This window comes from Roseovarius spongiae, from assembly GCF_003651245.1.
GTDB classification, from domain to species: Bacteria; Pseudomonadota; Alphaproteobacteria; order Rhodobacterales; family Rhodobacteraceae; genus Roseovarius; species Roseovarius spongiae.
This window is the reverse complement of the sequence record NZ_RAPE01000001.1, coordinates 1-15084: the sequence shown is the minus strand read 5'-3', so window position 1 is coordinate 15084 and position 15084 is coordinate 1. Positions and strand designations below refer to the sequence as shown.

The following is a 15084-nucleotide window of genomic DNA, read 5'->3' as shown; positions in this document are numbered from 1 at the left end:
CGGGCGCGATCGCGACTTTCCCGCGCGCCGGCAAAGCCCGCAGATTTCCGGCGTTTGGGGGTGCGCTTGCGTGACAGCCGCGCTAAAACAGGTCACATAAGGCCAGCCGATCCCCGGCGGCGCCCCCGCGGGAGGCCAGCCGCCGCCAGCCAGAGGAAGGGAAACACGCCCATGTCCGATGCGAACCAGACCGAACGTCCGCTATCACCATTCATGATCGGGCCGTATTACCGCCCGCAGATGACCTCGATGTCCTCGATCCTGACGCGGATCACCGGCAACGGGCTGATCGTGGCCGTGCTGCTCATCGTGTGGTGGCTGCTGGCCGCGGCGACCGGGCCGGAATATTTCGAGACCGCCAACGCCTTCGTCACCTCCTGGTTCGGCGACCTGGTGTTCACCCTCTCGCTCTGGGCGATCTGGTATCACTACCTCGCCGGTCTGCGGCATCTGCTCTTCGACGCCGCGCGCGGCATGGACATCGTCACCGCCGAGCGGCTGGGCTGGGCCTGCGTCATCGGGTCGGTCGTGCTGACCATCCTGACGCTCATCATCATCTGAGGAGGCACGCCATGCGTTTCATCACCCCCCGCAAGCTCGCCAAGGGGCGCGGCGCCGCCGGCTCCGGGACCGAGCATCACTGGTACATGACCATGAGCGCGGTCGGCCTCGCGCTGATCGTGCCGACCTTCCTCTACATCTTCGGCAGCACGCTCGGCGGCACGCGCGAAGAGGTGCTGGCCACCTTCTCGCACCCCGCCGTGGCGATCCTGACCGGGCTGGTGCTGTTCGTCGGGCTCGAACATTTCCGCAAGGGCGCGATCATGATGATCGAGGATTACTGGCGCGGCTCCACGCGCAAGGTGCTCATCATGAGCGTGACGGTGCTGACCTACGGCGCGACGGCCACCGGCCTGTTCGCCCTTGCGAAAATCGCGATTTGAGGAACGATCCGATGGCCGAATACGAATACGAGACGCATGATTACGACGTGGTCGTGGTGGGCGCCGGCGGCGCCGGGCTGCGGGCGACGCTTGGCATGGCCGAACAGGGGCTGCGCACCGCCTGCGTGACCAAGGTGTTCCCGACCCGCTCTCACACCGTGGCCGCGCAGGGCGGCATCGCCGCGTCGCTCTCCAACATGGGGCCGGACAACTGGCAGTGGCACATGTATGACACCGTCAAGGGCGGCGACTGGCTCGGCGACACCGACGCGATGGAATACCTCGCCCGCGAGGCGCCCAAGGCGGTTTACGAGCTCGAACATTACGGCGTGCCCTTCTCGCGCACCGAAGAGGGCAAGATCTACCAGCGCCCCTTCGGCGGGCACACCACCGAATTCGGCGAAGGCCCGCCCGTGCAGCGCACCTGCGCCGCCGCCGACCGGACGGGACACGCGATCCTGCACACGCTCTACGGCCAGAGCCTCAAGCAGAAGGCCGAATTCTACATCGAATACTTCGCCATCGACCTCGTGATATCCGACGACGGCGCCTGCACCGGCGTCGTCTGCTGGAAGCTCGACGACGGCACGATGCACGTCTTCAACGCCAAGATGGTCGTGCTGGCCACCGGCGGCTATGGCCGCGCGTTCTTTTCCGCCACCTCCGCGCATACCTGCACCGGCGACGGCGGCGGCATGGTCGCGCGCGCCGGGCTGCCGCTTCAGGACATGGAATTCGTGCAGTTCCACCCCACCGGCATCTACGGCGCCGGCTGTCTCATCACCGAGGGCGCGCGCGGCGAGGGCGGCTACCTCACCAACTCCGAGGGCGAGCGCTTCATGGAACGCTACGCCCCGCAATACAAGGATCTGGCGCCGCGCGACTACGTCAGCCGGTCGATGACGATGGAAATCCGCGAGGGGCGCGGCGTGGGCAAGGACGGCGATCACATCCACCTGAACCTCAGCCACCTGCCCGCCGAGGCGCTGCACCTGCGCCTGCCCGGCATTTCCGAATCCGCGCGCATCTTCGCCGGCGTCGACGTGACCAAGGAGCCGATCCCGGTCCTGCCCACCGTGCATTACAACATGGGCGGCATCCCGACCAACCACTGGGGCGAGGCGCTGAACCCGACTGCTGACGACCCCAACGCCATCGTGCCCGGCCTCATGGCCGTGGGCGAAGCGGGCTGCGCCTCGGTCCACGGGGCGAACCGGCTGGGGTCGAACTCGCTTATCGACCTCGTGGTGTTCGGCCGCGCCGCCGCGATCCGCGCCGGCGAGGTGATCGACCGCGACAGCGCCGCGCCGGACGCCGACGCCGCGCAGATCGACAAGATCTTCGACCGCTTCGACGGCATCCGCCACGCCAAGGGCGGCACGCCCACGGCCGAGCTGCGCACCGAGATGCAGAAGACCATGCAGGCCGACGCCGCCGTGTTCCGCACCTCCAAGACGCTCGCCGAGGGCATCGACAAGATGCACGACATCGCCGCCAAGCTGGACGACCTGCACGTCACCGACCGCAGCCTCGTGTGGAACACCGACCTGATGGAGACGCTGGAGCTGACCAACCTCATGCCCAACGCGCTCGCCACGATCTACGGCGCCGAGGCCCGCCACGAAAGCCGCGGCGCCCACGCGCACGAGGATTACGAGGAGCGCGACGACGAGAACTGGCGCGTCCACACCATCGCCCGCGTGCACGGCAACGACGTTGAGCTCAGCTACCGCCCGATCATCGAGGATCCGCTGACCACCGAAAAACAGGGCGGCATCCCGCTCAATAAGATCGCGCCGAAGGCGCGGACGTTCTGATGCGCCTCGCGCCCGCGTCCGCGCTCGCGGCGCTGCTGGCCGCGACCGGCTGCACGGCGGCCAACGACGCGGCCGACGCCATCGCGCGCGACCGGGCCAAGACGGTCGTGAACGGCGTGGTGCAACAGCGGTTCCCGGGCGTCAACGCCGCGCCGGTGACCGACTGCATCATCGACGCCGCGAGCGCGGGCGAGATCCTGTCGATCGCCCGGGCCTCCGTCTCCGGCGTGACGGATGAGACCGCACGGGACGTGATCGCCATCGCGCAGCGCCCCGAGGCCGTGGAATGTATCGCCCGCAACAGCCTCGCGCTGATGGGCAACTGAAGGAGTAGACGCTCATGGTTCAACTCACCCTTCCCAGGAACAGCCGCATCACCACCGGCAAGACATGGCCCAAGCCCGAGGGCGCCGCCAACCTGCGCAAGTTCAGCATCTATCGCTGGACGCCGGATGACGACGACAACCCGCGGATGGACACCTATTTCGTCGACATGGACGATTGCGGCCCGATGGTTCTCGACGCGCTGATCAAGATCAAGACCGACATCGACCCGACGCTGGCCTTCCGCCGCTCCTGCCGCGAAGGCATCTGCGGCTCCTGCGCGATGAATATCGACGGGATCAACACGCTCGCCTGCATCTACGGCATGGACGAGATCAAGGGCGACGTGAAGATCTACCCGCTGCCCCACATGCCCGTCGTGCGCGACCTGATCCCCGACCTCACGCATTGGTACGCGCAACACGCGTCCATCAAGCCCTGGCTGCAGACCGAGACCAACCCGCCCCAGCGGGAATGGAAGCAATCCATCGAGGACCGCGAAAAGCTCGACGGGCTTTATGAATGCGTCATGTGCGCCTGCTGTTCGACCGCCTGCCCGAGCTACTGGTGGAACGCCGACCGGTTCCTGGGACCGGCCACGCTGCTGCACGCCTATCGCTGGATCATCGATTCCCGCGACGAAGCCACCGGCGAACGGCTGGACGATCTCGAGGATCCGTTCAAGCTCTACCGCTGCCACACGATCATGAACTGCACCAAGACCTGTCCCAAGGGCTTGAACCCCGCCAAGGCGATCGCCGAGATCAAGAAGATGATGGTCGACCGCATGGTCTGAGCGCGCCCGCTCGCCGGCGTTAACCATTCCTAAATCTCTGCCGCGATACCGTTAACCTTGATCGGCTCCGGGGAGAAAAGACATGGTGGCGCGCGCCTACACGGTCGCCTTCGAGGGCGTGGAGGCCCGGCAGGTCGAGGTGCAATGCGCCGTCACCGCCGGCGTGCCGGCCTTCTCGCTCGTCGGGCTGCCCGACAAGGCCGTGAGCGAGGCGCGCGACCGGGTGCGCACGGCGCTGACCTCGATGGCCATCGCCCTGCCCAGCAAGCGGATCACCGTCAATCTCAGCCCCGCCGATCTGCCCAAGGAGGGCAGCCATTTCGATCTGCCCATCGCGCTCGCCCTGCTGGCCGCGCTCGAGATCATCCCGAAGGACGCCGTCGAAGGCACCACCTCGCTGGGCGAACTGTCGCTTGACGGCTCGCTGGTCCCCGTGGTCGGCGCCCTGCCCGCCGCGATGGCCGCCGCCGCGGAGGAGCGCACCCTCCTCTGTCCGCATCTCTCGGGGGCCGAGGCGGCCTGGGTCGGCGCCGCCCATGTGATCGGCGCGGCCAGCCTCGCCGACGTTGTGCGCCACTATACCGGCCAGTCGCCCCTGCCCCCGGCCGAACCGGGCGAGGTGCTGCCGCTGCCCGGCGGACGCGACCTGCGCGACGTCAAGGGACAGGAACGCGCCAAGCGCGCGCTCGAGATCGCCGCCGCCGGGCGCCACCACCTAATGATGGTCGGCACGCCCGGCTCGGGCAAATCCATGCTGGCCGCGCGCCTGCCGGGCATCCTGCCCCCCCTGGACGCGCGCGAGGCGCTGGAAACCTCGATGATCCACTCGCTCGCCGGGCTGCTGGATGAGGGCGGCATCAATCGCGCCCGCCCGTTTCGCGAACCACACCACACCGCCTCGATGGCCGCAATCGTCGGCGGCGGGCGCCGCGCCGCGCCCGGCGAGATCAGCCTCGCGCATAACGGCGTGCTCTTCATGGACGAATTCCCCGAGTTTTCCCGCACCGTGCTCGAGACCCTGCGCCAGCCGATTGAGACCGGCGAGGTGATGATCGCGCGCGCCAACGCGCATGTGACCTATCCCTGCCGCTTCATGCTGATCGCCGCCGCGAACCCCTGCAAATGCGGCTACCTGAGCGATCCCACCCGCGCCTGCGCGCGCGCCCCGGCCTGCGGCGAAGATTACCTCGGGCGGGTCAGCGGCCCGCTGATGGACCGCATCGACCTGCGCGTCGAGGTGCCGCCGGTCGAGTTCACCGACCTCGACCTGCCCCCCTCGGGCGACAGCTCGGCCGAGGCGGCAGCGCGGGTGGCGGCGGCGCGCGACGTGCAGGCCGCACGCTTCGCCGACGCCGGGCCCGCGCGGCTCAACGCCGACGCCGAAGGCGCGCTGCTCGACAGCGTGGCCAGCCCCGACGCGGAGGGGCGCGCGCTGCTGCTGAAGGTCGCCGAACGTTTCGGCCTCTCGGCGCGCGGCTACCACCGCGTGCTGCGCGTGGCGCGGACCATCGCCGATCTGGACGGCTCCGCAGAGGTGCGCCGCCCGCATGTCGCCGAGGCCGTGAGCTACCGCATTACAGGCGCGAAAGAGATGTGATCCAGCCTGCCAGCTCGGCCAGGGTCTGGCGCGCTTCGGGCAGGAACGTCTGGAACAGGGGCCAGACATGCGGCAGGTCGCGCTCGATCACGCAGGTGACGTCGACGCCCTGCTCCAGCAGGCGCGCGGCCATGCGGCGCGTATCGTCAGCCAGGATCTCGCTGTCGCTCGCCGTCAGCCAGACCGGCGGCGCGCCGGTGAAATCCGCGTTGAGCGGCGAGGCCCGCGAATCTTCGGCCGGGGCGCCGGCCAGGTACATCGCCGCCATGTCGCCCGCCCGCTCGGCGGGCAGCAGGACGTCGCTCTCGGCATTGGCGCGGATGCTCTCCCCACCGAAGGTCATGTCGGTCAGCGGCGAGAACGCGAAACAGCCCCGCGGCGACGGCAATCCCAGCGCTCTGATCCGCGCCAGCAGCGCGAGGGCAAGCCCGCCCCCCGCGCTGTCCCCGCCAAGGACCACCCCGCCGGGATGATCCATCACCGCGCGATAGGCCGCCAGCGCATCCTCCAGCGCGGCCGGAAACGGGTGCTCGGGCGCGAGACGATACCACGGCAACACCGCGCGCACCCCCGCGAGGACCGCGAGACGCGACAGCATCGCCTTGTGCGTATGCGGCGAGCCAAAGACATAGGCGCCCCCGTGCAGGAACAGCACGATCGCCTCGCCCCGCAACCGCTCCGGCGTCACTTCGAGCGCCTCCACCCCGTCGCCGGGGCGGATCGCGCGATACCGCGCGCCGCGCGCGGGGCGGAAGAACAGCCGCGCCCTGGCCTCGAAACCGCGGCGCAGGCGCGCGGGATCCTGCACGCGGCGCAGTCGGCGCTTTTCGGTGCGCCGCAGCCAGAATCGCAGCAGCGCCGCGCGGCGGCTCATGCGCGCCGCGCCTCGATGGCCTCCCAGATCTTCGCGGCGACGTTTATCCCGTCGAACCGCTCGAGCTCCTGTATGCCGGTGGGCGAGGTCACGTTGATCTCGGTCAGGTAGTCGCCGATCACGTCAATGCCGACGAAAACCTGCCCCTTCTCGCGCAGGCGCGGGCCGATCCGCGCGCAGATCTCGCGGTCGCGCTCGCTCAGCGCGATCTTCTCGGCGCGCCCGCCGACATGCATGTTCGAGCGCGTCTCGCCCTTGGCGGGAACCCGGTTGATCGCGCCCACGGCCTCGCCATCGACGAGGATCACCCGCTTGTCGCCGCGCGCCACGTCCGGCAGGAATTTCTGCACGATCAGCGGCTCGCGGCTGAAGCCGGTGAACAGCTCGTGCAGCGAGGCGAGGTTGCGGTCCGTCTCGCTCAGCAGGAACACCCCCGCCCCGCCGTTGCCGTAGAGCGGCTTCAGGATGACGTCGCCATGCCGGTCCTTGAACGCGCGAATCGTGTCCAGGTCGCGCGCGATGGTGGTCGGCGGCATGAGCTCGGGGAAGTCGAGGATCAGCAGCTTCTCGGGGAAATTGCGCACCCAGAACGGATCGTTGACCACCAGCGTGCCGGGCGCCAGCCGGTCGAGCAGATGCGTGGTGGTGATGTAGAACATGTCGAACGGCGGATCCTGGCGCAGCCAGACCACGTCGAACTCGCCGAGATCGACAACCGTTTCCTCGCCCAGGATCGCGTGATCGCCCCGCACCCGCTGCACCCGAAGCGGCCGCCCCCGCGCCGTGACCCGCCCCTCGTCATAGGCCAGGTGCTCGGGCAGGTAATAGAACATCTCATGCCCGCGCGCCTGCGCCTCCTCGGCCAGGCGGAAGGTGCTGTCCGCGTCGATATCTACCGGCCCGATCGGGTCCATCTGGAACGCAACTTTCATGGGTCTCCCCCGCAATCCTGTCACGCCTACATGCGCCAAGGCCGGTTCGGGCGCAATTCAGAAATGCGAAAACGCGCCCTCCATGATATCGCAGCGCCCCGCGCCGTCCACCACGGCCAGGTCGAAACGCACCTCGCTCAACTGGCCATTCGGGCAGCGCTCCAGGTATTCCGACCCGGCGGCGTGGATGCGGCGCATCTGCTCCGGGCGCAGGCTGGCGATGGCCGCGTCATGCGTGCGGGCCTGCTTGACCTCGGCAAAGACGATCTCATCGCCATCCGCGAGGATCAGGTCGATTTCCCCGCTCGCCCCGCGCCAGCGCCGCTCGAGCAGGCGCAAACCGGCCGCCGTGTAGAGCGCGACTGCGCGCTCCTCCGCCGCAAGGCCGCTGTTATAGGCCCGCCTGCCGCGCGCGCGGCGCGCCACGGGCGGCGCGCGCCGCCCGTCAACCGGATCAAGAAGCACCATCGTCATCATCCTTCTCCGTCCTCTCGGCGTTCAGCCGCAGCGCGGCCTGGTAGACCTGCCGCCGCTTCAGCCCCAGATCACGCGAAACCGCGTCGGCCGCGTCCCGCACCGACATATCACCGATCACCGCCTTCAGCGCCCGTTCTACATCATCGAAGTTAACAGTCCCCTTCCCCGCCCGATCCACCAGCACGACCATCTCGCCCTTGCGCGGATTGCCGGCGATCTCCGCGGCCAGCTCGCCCAGCGTGCCGCGCAGGACCTCCTCGAATTTCTTGGTCAGTTCGCGCGCCAGCGCCGCCTGCCGGTCCGCCCCCAGCACTTCGGCCGCGTCGCGCAGCATCGCCGCCGCGCGCTTGGGCGATTCGTAGAACACCAGCGTCGCCGGCGCGTCCGCCAGTTCCGACAGGGCGGTTTTTCGCTGGCCCGCCGCGCCCGGCAGGAACCCGGCGAACAGGAACCGGTCGGTCGGCAGGCCCGACAGCGTCAGCGCGGTGATCGCCGCCGACGGGCCCGGCGCCGAGACCAGCGGATAACCCTCCTCGATCGCCGCCCGCACGAGGTCAAAGCCCGGGTCGGCGACCATCGGCGTGCCCGCCTCCGAGGCGTAAGCGACTGATTTTCCCGCGCCCAGCGCCTCGATCAGGCGGGGCCGCACCCGCGCGCCATTGTGATCGTGATAGGCGATCAGCGGCCTCTGCCCAAGCGCGACGCCGTGGATCTCCATCAGCTTTCGCAAGGAGCGCGTATCCTCCGCCGCCAGCACATCCGCCGCCCCGAGGATGTCGAGCGCGCGCAGCGTGATGTCGCGCGCCGCCCCGATCGGAGTCGCCACGAGATAGAGCCCGCCCGCCAGTTTCCGCCTGTCGTCAATCACCTCTGGACCCGCATCGCATGACGTTTATTATCCTTCCAGAACCCCACGCGGTCCATCCGCCCAACCCCGAGAAGTGAGAATTCCCACATGTTCGCTGTTTTGCCCACCCCCCGCAAGCTGCTCCGGCATCTGTGCCTCCTGCTCGGAGCGCTCGTCCTCGCCGCCTGCGGGGACGTCTCGCTGAACACCGGCGGCGGCGGCGGCCAGCCGATCCAGCCGGACGCGCCCGTGCCCGTGGCGCTTCTGGCGCCGCTCGGGGCCTCCGGCGCGCAGGAGGCCGCGCTCGCGCGCGATCTCGAGGCGGCGGCGCGTCTCGCCGTGGCGGATCTCGAGGGGGTCAGGATCGATCTGCGCGTCTATGACACCTTCGGACAGGCCGCGGGGGCGCAGCAGGCCGCGCTCGACGCGGTCTCCGACGGCGCCCGGATCATCGTCGGCCCGCTGCACGCCCAATCCGCCAATGTCGCGGCGGTCGCGGTCGCGAACAAGGGCGTGAACGTGCTGGCCTTTTCCAACAACCCGACCGTCGCGGGGGGCAATCTCTTCGTGCTCGGCCAGACCTTCGACGACACCGCGCGCCGGCTGATGGACTACGCCGTGCGCAACGGCAAGCGGCGCGTCGTGACCGTCCATTCCAGCAACGTCGCCGGCGAACTCGGCCGGGACGCCATCGCCAAGGCCGCGTCGGACGCCGGCGCCAGCGTCGTCGCCAACGTGCCCTACCAGTTCTCGCAGGAGGGGGTCGTGGCCGCCGTTCCGCGCGTCACGTCCGCCGTGCGCAGCGCCAACGCGGACGCGCTCTTCATGACCGCGAACACCGCCGGGGCGCTGCCGCTCTTCACGCAGATGCTCCCCGAGAACGGCCTCGCGCCCGGCGACATCCAGTATATCGGCCTCTCGCGCTGGGACGAACCGCCCCAGACGCTCGAACTGCCCGGCGTGCAGGGCGGCTGGTTCGCGATGCCCGACCAGGGGAAATCCCGGACGTTCGAAACCCGCTTCCAGGCCGCCAACGGCAGGTATCCGCACGCGCTCGCCGGGCTTGCCTATGACGGGATCGCCGCCGTCGGCGCATTGGCCAAGAGCGGGCGGCGCGACGCCCTGTCGCGCGCCAGCCTGACCCAGTCGGCCGGCTTCCAGGGCACCGGCGGCGTGTTCCGTCTGCGGAAGGACGGGACCAGCCAGCGCGGCCTGGCCGTGGCCACCATCCGCGATAACCGCGTGGTGATCCTCGACCCCGCGCCGAAGGGCTTCGGCGGAGCCGGGTTCTGACCCAGCCCGCCGACCGCGCCCTCGCGCCCGCGCCTCCCGAAGACGCGCCGACCCTGATCCGCCCCGCCGCCGACATTTTCGACGTCGAAAGGGTCGCGGCGGAGCTCGCGCCGGACGATGACGCGGACGCCGCCGCGATACGTCGGCACGCTGTCGAGGTGCTCGGCGCCGAGATGGCGCGCGGCCGCGCCGCCATCGCCGCCGCGCTCGCCGAACGCCCGCTCGCGGCGCGCGCCGCGATCCGCAGCTACGCCTGGCTCATGGATCGCATCGTCGGCGCCACCTATGAGCTCGCGACCGGGCGGCTGCACCCGAACCCGACGCCCACCGGGGGCGAGCGTCTGTCGGTCCTCGCCGTCGGCGGCTACGGGCGCGGCGAAATGGCGCCCCAGTCGGATATCGACCTGCTCTTTCTCACGCCGTGGAAGATCACCAGCTGGGCCGAGAGCGTGATCGAATCGATGCTCTACATCCTGTGGGATCTGCGGCTCACGGTCGGCCACGCCAGCCGCACCATCCCCGACTGCCTGCGCCTCGCCGAAGAGGATTTCACCATCCGCACGGCGCTTCTGGAAAACCGGCGCGTCACCGGCGACGCGCGGCTCGCGGGGGAGCTCACCCACCGGCTCTGGCACGACCTCTTCAAGTCGAGCGTGCGCGAATTCACCGAGGCCAAGCTCGAGGAACGCGACGCCCGCCACGAGAAACAGGGCGGCCAGCGCTACATGGTCGAACCCAACGTGAAGGAGGGCAAGGGCGGCTTGCGCGACCTGCAATCGCTGTTCTGGATCGCCAAGTACCTGCACCGCGTCACCTCCTCGGCGGAACTCGTGGCGCTCGGCATGTTCACCCGCGAGGAGTTCGATCTCTTCGCCGAGGCCGAGAATTTCCTCTGGGCGGTGCGCTGCCAGCTGCACCTGATCACCGGGCGGCCCAATGACAAGCTGACCTTCGATCTCCAGGTCGAGGTCGCCGATCGCATGGGCTACAAGGACCGCGCCGGGCGCCGCGGGGTCGAGCATTTCATGCAGGACTACTTCCGTCACGCCACGTCCGTCGGCGACCTCACCCGCATCTTCCTGACCAAGCTCGAGGCCGCGCACGTCAAATCCGAACCCCTGCTGCAACGCCTGTTCCGCCGCAAGAAGAAGCTCAAGGACGGCTACAGCGAGGTCAACGGCCGGCTCGCCATCGTCGACGACGCGGCATTCCTGTCGGACCGGCTCAACCTGTTGCGCATCTTCGAGGAGGGGCTGCGCACCGGTCTGCTGATCCACCCCGACGCGATGCTGCTGGTCACCGCGAACCTCGACCTGATCGACGACGATTTCCGCGCCGACCCGGTGGCGGCGAAGCTGTTCCTCGGGCTGCTGCTGAAGCACGGCAACCCCGAACGCGCCCTGCGGCGGATGAACGAGCTCGGCGTGCTCTCCGCGTTCCTGCCGGAATTCGAACCCATCGTCGCGATGATGCAGTTCAACATGTACCACCACTACACGGTGGACGAACACACCATCCAGTGCATCAGCCACCTGAGCCGGATCGAGCGCGGCAAGCTGGTCGAGGAACTGCCCATCGCCTCCTCGATCCTCGAGCGCGGGGTGAACCGCCGGGTGCTCTATGTCGCGCTCCTGCTGCACGACATCGGCAAGGGGCGGGCGGAGGATCACTCGATCCTCGGGGCGCAGATCGCGCGCAAGGTGGCGGCGCGGCTGGGGCTCAAGCCGCGCGAGGTCGACACCGTGGAATGGCTGGTGCGCTATCACCTCCTGATGTCGGACATGGCGCAGAAGCGCGACATCGCCGATCCGCGCACCGTGCGCGACTTCGCCAAGGCGGTGCGGACCAAGCAGCGGCTCGACCTGCTCTGCGTGCTCACCGTCTGCGATATCCGCGGTGTCGGCCCCGGCACCTGGAACAACTGGAAGGCGTCGCTTCTGCGCGCGCTCTACCGCCAGACGCTGCACGCGCTGGAGAACGGGCTCGAGGACATCAACCGCGAACAGCGCGGCTCGGACGCCAAGCGCAACCTGCGCGCCGCGCTCAAGGGTTGGAGCGCGAAGGCCCTCAAACACGAAACCGCCCGCCATTACCCGCCCTACTGGCAGGGGCTGCACGTCACCGCGCACGCCATCTTCGCCCGCCTGCTGCGCGACCTTGACCGCCCCGATTGCACGGACGAGATCGGCATCGACCTGCACCCGGACGAGGATCGCGACGCCACCCGCGCCTGTTTCGTGATGGCCGACCATCCCGGCATCTTCTCGCGGCTCGCCGGGGCGCTGGCGCTGGTGGGCGCCAACGTGGTCGACGCGCGCACCTATACCTCCAAGGACGGCTACGCCACCGCCGTGTTCTGGATCCAGGACGCCGAGGGCAGCCCCTTCGAGGAGGCCCGCCTGCCCCGCCTGCGCAAGACCATCTTCCGCACCCTCACCGGCGAGGTCGTGGCGCGCGACGCCATCGAATCGCGCGACAAGATCCGCAAGCGCGAACGCGCCTTCCGGGTGCCCACGCACATCACCTTCGACAACGAAGGGTCCGAGATCTACACCATCATCGAGGTCGACACCCGCGACCGCCCCGGCCTGCTCCATGACCTGACCCGCACGCTGGCGGCGAACAACGTCTATATCGCCAGCGCCGTGATCGCGACCTATGGAGAGCAGGTGGTGGACACGTTCTACGTGAAGGACATGTTCGGCCTGAAATTCTACTCCGAGGCCAAGCAGACCGCGCTCGACCGCAAGCTCCGCGCCGCCATCAAGGAAGGCGCCCAGCGCGCGCGCGCGTGAGGGCGCCCCCGTAGGGTGGGCATCCTGCCCACCACGCCCCACCGCCGGGCAGCGCCACCCCCGCCGGGCAGCGCCCGACCGTCAAACCAAAGGTTTGCCTCCGGCAAAACGGGCGGGCGCACCGACGCCCGGACGTGGCACTTTATCCCGCCACACCCGTCGAACGTCCACGCGAAGCACAACGCCGCAAAAGCGCCCGCCCGTCGCGCCAAAGGCGCGCCGCCGTTAACCAGCGCACCTCTGGTGCGATGGGCGGTCGGGCGCTGCCCGGCGGCGCGCAAAGCGCGCCTTGATTCCGGGCGAGGGGAGTTCGGTATGGCCGCTATCGGCCCTGAGCTGCCGTTCATGCAATGCGTCAGCGCTGCGCCGCGGCTTCGCCGGACCGGCCTTTTTATGCGTTCCGCGACATTTTCAGTGGGCAAGCGGCAACTTCGCTGCACTTCCGGTCATGCGGCTCTGGCAATTCGATGACGGCCGGATTGAGTCGGTAGAGGCCGGGCCATCAACGTGAGGCGAGATGGGCTTTCCGAGGGAACTTACTTGGCGGGCGACGCGGGCTATTCGCCGCCGCTCCCGCAAGCCATCGCCACCTCAATTAGGGCGAGGCGATCCGCTGACCAGCAGCCCTCCGCCCTCTACGACGACCCCGAAACCAAGAAAGAAGAAGCCGAGTATGAGATAAAGGCGGCCCTCCAGACCCTCGCCAGGTTCAGCACCCGAAGCTTCAACCAGTTGCCAAACACAGACCACCACCACAATCACAGCTACAACTCCGAAAACCACGCGTATCCATGGCCTCCCCAGTTCGGCGAGGACCCAAAGGAAGGCACCGCATGCACTTGTGACGAGGCTGATGATCACAGAGATTGCGAGGAACTGTAGACCGAGAGCAGGAATTGTGAAGTTTAACAACAACGTCAGGATCGCCGATACGACGCTTCCAATAAGGAGAAGCTTGCCGGGAAGACCACTCAGGAGATCGAATATGGCAGGCACAGAAATATGCTCCTACTGAAAAAAGGGAGCCTCGAGCGGTCCAGCAGAAATCAGCTGCATGTCCTCATTCACCAGCAAGATGGCACTCTTGCTCGGCGGTTCCGGAGAGATCGCTGTGAAAGCTGCCATTGTGTCGGTGCGGTACGGAAATTCGAGTACGACATTTTCGGAAGTGTCGACGAACCAGAATTGCGTGTTCTCGACTCCCGCGAGGACGCCTTCCTCCACGACTTCCGAGAAGCTTTCGTATGTCTCAAAGAAGTCTTGAAGTTTTCGTGTTCCGACGACTTTTATGCCGTGCTCTTTCGCGGCTGCCAGAAACTGCTTTTCGGAGATGTGAAGTGCCTCCGGCTGAAATCCGAGGTAACCGCGCGGGCCTGATGCGAGTTCGAGCTCCAGTGCGTCGTCACGGTAGACAAGGATGACCCGGGCGCCTTCGTACCGGCCTTCCTGCAACTCGTCCGGATGCACCAACTCGGTTCCAAAAACGGCGGGTTCCGAGTTGCTGCCGTTCCCGCCAGACGGGGCGTCTCCTTCGAAAGGGGCTGCTGGACTAACCAAGGTTTGGTCAATCGGGACATAGGCAGACGCGGGTTTCCGACCGTCATTGCTTGTCCAGATTGGGGCGGTTGCTTCAAAACCAAAGGTGCCGTAGCGTTTCTGACAGTCTTCATACGGCGGGTCGTAAGATCGGCCGTGCAAAGCGTTTCGGACAATGATTTCGACACCCGGCTTGCGCCAATTGAAGGCCAGTTTCTTGTCGTGCAGATTTTCGATGTAGTACCAGGCGCGGCTGGTCCGGATACCGCGCAGATCATAATCATCGACGTCGCTGCCCCACCGGAAATGCGTTCGTGGGGTCGACCTGGATTCGCCGTGAACATGGCCATAACCCCCATCTTCCTCATCCTGTGCATTTAGATCGCACAAGCTTGAAAAAGCCGGAGACGCGAAGGCAGCAAGACAGACGGCTGCCATTGAAGTTTTTGTGATCATGCGAATCCTCCTTCCCAGCTCTCCGATCAAGGCATTGTAAACCAACGCCCGAATATGACGAAGAACTTCTTCATGTGAGGCCATGCCTCCGGGTGAGGTCTCCGTGGCGCATGATCAGCAGGCCGCGAGAGCAGATTTAGATCCAGTCCGGGCGCGTGGCAGTCATGCGACATCGCAGAGCGCAAGCCGTTAACGGGCAGATCTGAATGTCGGCTCGCACCTTGCTCACAAATTCGCCTCGCCATTGCAGCGAATGACGGCTTCCCACCGATTCTGTTGAAAAACACCGTGTTGCTGACGCAGAAAACTTGGTGGTGAAGGGCGCGCGAGCGCCTTTTTTGTCAGGCTTTGCGCATTTGCTGCGGTGCCGGAAAAATCTTGGCCAGTTTCCGAAGG

At 67.5% G+C, this 15084-nt stretch carries 14 protein-coding genes; 8 read left to right on the top strand and 6 right to left on the bottom strand.

Features of this window, described 5'->3' with window-relative positions; genetic code table 11:
• Nucleotides 1-171: 171 nt before the first annotated feature.
• The 6 genes from sdhC to D6850_RS00050 all read left to right on the top strand — a co-directional run bounded on the left by sdhC (nt 172) and on the right by D6850_RS00050 (nt 5478).
• A complete protein-coding gene (gene sdhC / locus D6850_RS00075) occupies nt 172-561 on the top strand; it encodes a succinate dehydrogenase, cytochrome b556 subunit (RefSeq protein WP_121162930.1) in 390 nt (129 codons plus the stop codon).
• An 11-nt stretch (nt 562-572) separates the two neighbouring features.
• Nucleotides 573-944, top strand: a complete 372-nt coding sequence (gene sdhD / locus D6850_RS00070) for a succinate dehydrogenase, hydrophobic membrane anchor protein (protein ID WP_121162929.1) — start codon at nt 573-575, stop codon at nt 942-944.
• Nucleotides 945-955: 11 nt separating this feature from the next.
• Nucleotides 956-2761, top strand: coding sequence for a succinate dehydrogenase flavoprotein subunit (gene sdhA, locus D6850_RS00065; protein ID WP_121162928.1), 1806 nt, complete (start codon nt 956-958; stop codon nt 2759-2761).
• Complete coding sequence (locus D6850_RS00060) at nt 2761-3087, top strand: succinate dehydrogenase (RefSeq protein ID WP_121162927.1); 327 nt, start codon at nt 2761-2763, stop codon at nt 3085-3087. The genes sdhA and D6850_RS00060 overlap by 1 nt, the downstream gene beginning before the upstream one ends.
• Nucleotides 3088-3101: 14 nt before the next feature.
• Nucleotides 3102-3881, top strand: a complete 780-nt coding sequence (locus tag D6850_RS00055) for a succinate dehydrogenase iron-sulfur subunit (protein ID WP_121162926.1) — start codon at nt 3102-3104, stop codon at nt 3879-3881.
• An 82-nt stretch (nt 3882-3963) separates the two neighbouring features.
• Complete coding sequence (locus D6850_RS00050; RefSeq protein ID WP_121162925.1) at nt 3964-5478, top strand: YifB family Mg chelatase-like AAA ATPase; 1515 nt, start codon at nt 3964-3966, stop codon at nt 5476-5478.
• On the opposite strand, the gene D6850_RS00045 is transcribed toward D6850_RS00050, so the two are convergent.
• Genes D6850_RS00045 through rsmI form a run of 4 tightly spaced genes read right to left on the bottom strand, consistent with a single transcriptional unit; the run spans nt 5456 to nt 8629 of the window.
• Nucleotides 5456-6352: an alpha/beta hydrolase gene (locus tag D6850_RS00045; protein ID WP_121162924.1), complete on the bottom strand. Its 897-nt coding sequence runs from the start codon at nt 6350-6352 to the stop codon at nt 5456-5458. The genes D6850_RS00050 and D6850_RS00045 overlap by 23 nt on opposite strands.
• The gene (gene gshB, locus D6850_RS00040) at nt 6349-7284 is read right to left on the bottom strand and encodes a glutathione synthase (RefSeq protein WP_121162923.1); all 936 of its coding nucleotides are present in this window, start codon (nt 7282-7284) and stop codon (nt 6349-6351) included. Before gshB ends, D6850_RS00045 begins: the two co-directional genes overlap by 4 nt.
• 57 nt (nt 7285-7341) lie before the next feature.
• On the bottom strand, nt 7342-7752 hold the full coding sequence (locus D6850_RS00035; protein WP_245964055.1) for a YraN family protein: 411 nt from the start codon (nt 7750-7752) through the stop codon (nt 7342-7344).
• Nucleotides 7739-8629: a 16S rRNA (cytidine(1402)-2'-O)-methyltransferase gene (rsmI, locus tag D6850_RS00030; protein ID WP_121162921.1), complete on the bottom strand. Its 891-nt coding sequence runs from the start codon at nt 8627-8629 to the stop codon at nt 7739-7741. Before rsmI ends, D6850_RS00035 begins: the two co-directional genes overlap by 14 nt.
• Nucleotides 8630-8716: 87 nt before the next feature.
• Between rsmI and D6850_RS00025 the strand changes: the two genes are divergently transcribed.
• Both D6850_RS00025 and D6850_RS00020 read left to right on the top strand, forming a co-directional pair.
• A complete protein-coding gene (locus D6850_RS00025; RefSeq protein ID WP_121162920.1) occupies nt 8717-9901 on the top strand; it encodes a penicillin-binding protein activator in 1185 nt (394 codons plus the stop codon).
• The gene (locus D6850_RS00020) at nt 9898-12696 is read left to right on the top strand and encodes a [protein-PII] uridylyltransferase (protein WP_425452363.1); all 2799 of its coding nucleotides are present in this window, start codon (nt 9898-9900) and stop codon (nt 12694-12696) included. The genes D6850_RS00025 and D6850_RS00020 overlap by 4 nt, the downstream gene beginning before the upstream one ends.
• A gap of 591 nt (nt 12697-13287) precedes the next feature.
• Here D6850_RS00020 and D6850_RS19200 read toward each other — a convergent pair.
• Together D6850_RS19200 and D6850_RS19195 are read right to left on the bottom strand one after the other, a co-directional pair.
• Nucleotides 13288-13692 carry a hypothetical protein gene (locus D6850_RS19200; protein WP_147438838.1) on the bottom strand — a complete coding sequence of 135 codons (405 nt, stop codon included), beginning with the start codon at nt 13690-13692 and terminating at the stop codon, nt 13288-13290.
• Between the two features lie 12 nt (nt 13693-13704).
• Complete coding sequence (locus D6850_RS19195; protein WP_166433960.1) at nt 13705-14772, bottom strand: hypothetical protein; 1068 nt, start codon at nt 14770-14772, stop codon at nt 13705-13707.
• Nucleotides 14773-15084: the final 312 nt, after the last annotated feature.

What these genes read in the sequence shown, in the direction of transcription:
- gshB (WP_121162923.1), bottom strand. Translation starts at nt 7,284, where the DNA reads ATGAAAGTTGCGTTCCAGATGGACCCGATCGGGCCGGTAGATATCGAC.
- D6850_RS00045 (WP_121162924.1), bottom strand. Translation starts at nt 6,352, where the DNA reads ATGAGCCGCCGCGCGGCGCTGCTGCGATTCTGGCTGCGGCGCACCGAA.
- D6850_RS00050 (WP_121162925.1), top strand. Translation starts at nt 3,964, where the DNA reads ATGGTGGCGCGCGCCTACACGGTCGCCTTCGAGGGCGTGGAGGCCCGG.
- sdhA (WP_121162928.1), top strand. Translation starts at nt 956, where the DNA reads ATGGCCGAATACGAATACGAGACGCATGATTACGACGTGGTCGTGGTG.
- D6850_RS00060 (WP_121162927.1), top strand. Translation starts at nt 2,761, where the DNA reads ATGCGCCTCGCGCCCGCGTCCGCGCTCGCGGCGCTGCTGGCCGCGACC.
- sdhD (WP_121162929.1), top strand. Translation starts at nt 573, where the DNA reads ATGCGTTTCATCACCCCCCGCAAGCTCGCCAAGGGGCGCGGCGCCGCC.
- sdhC (WP_121162930.1), top strand. Translation starts at nt 172, where the DNA reads ATGTCCGATGCGAACCAGACCGAACGTCCGCTATCACCATTCATGATC.
- D6850_RS00035 (WP_245964055.1), bottom strand. Translation starts at nt 7,752, where the DNA reads ATGGTGCTTCTTGATCCGGTTGACGGGCGGCGCGCGCCGCCCGTGGCG.
- D6850_RS00055 (WP_121162926.1), top strand. Translation starts at nt 3,102, where the DNA reads ATGGTTCAACTCACCCTTCCCAGGAACAGCCGCATCACCACCGGCAAG.
- D6850_RS19195 (WP_166433960.1), bottom strand. Translation starts at nt 14,772, where the DNA reads ATGGCCTCACATGAAGAAGTTCTTCGTCATATTCGGGCGTTGGTTTAC.
- D6850_RS00025 (WP_121162920.1), top strand. Translation starts at nt 8,717, where the DNA reads ATGTTCGCTGTTTTGCCCACCCCCCGCAAGCTGCTCCGGCATCTGTGC.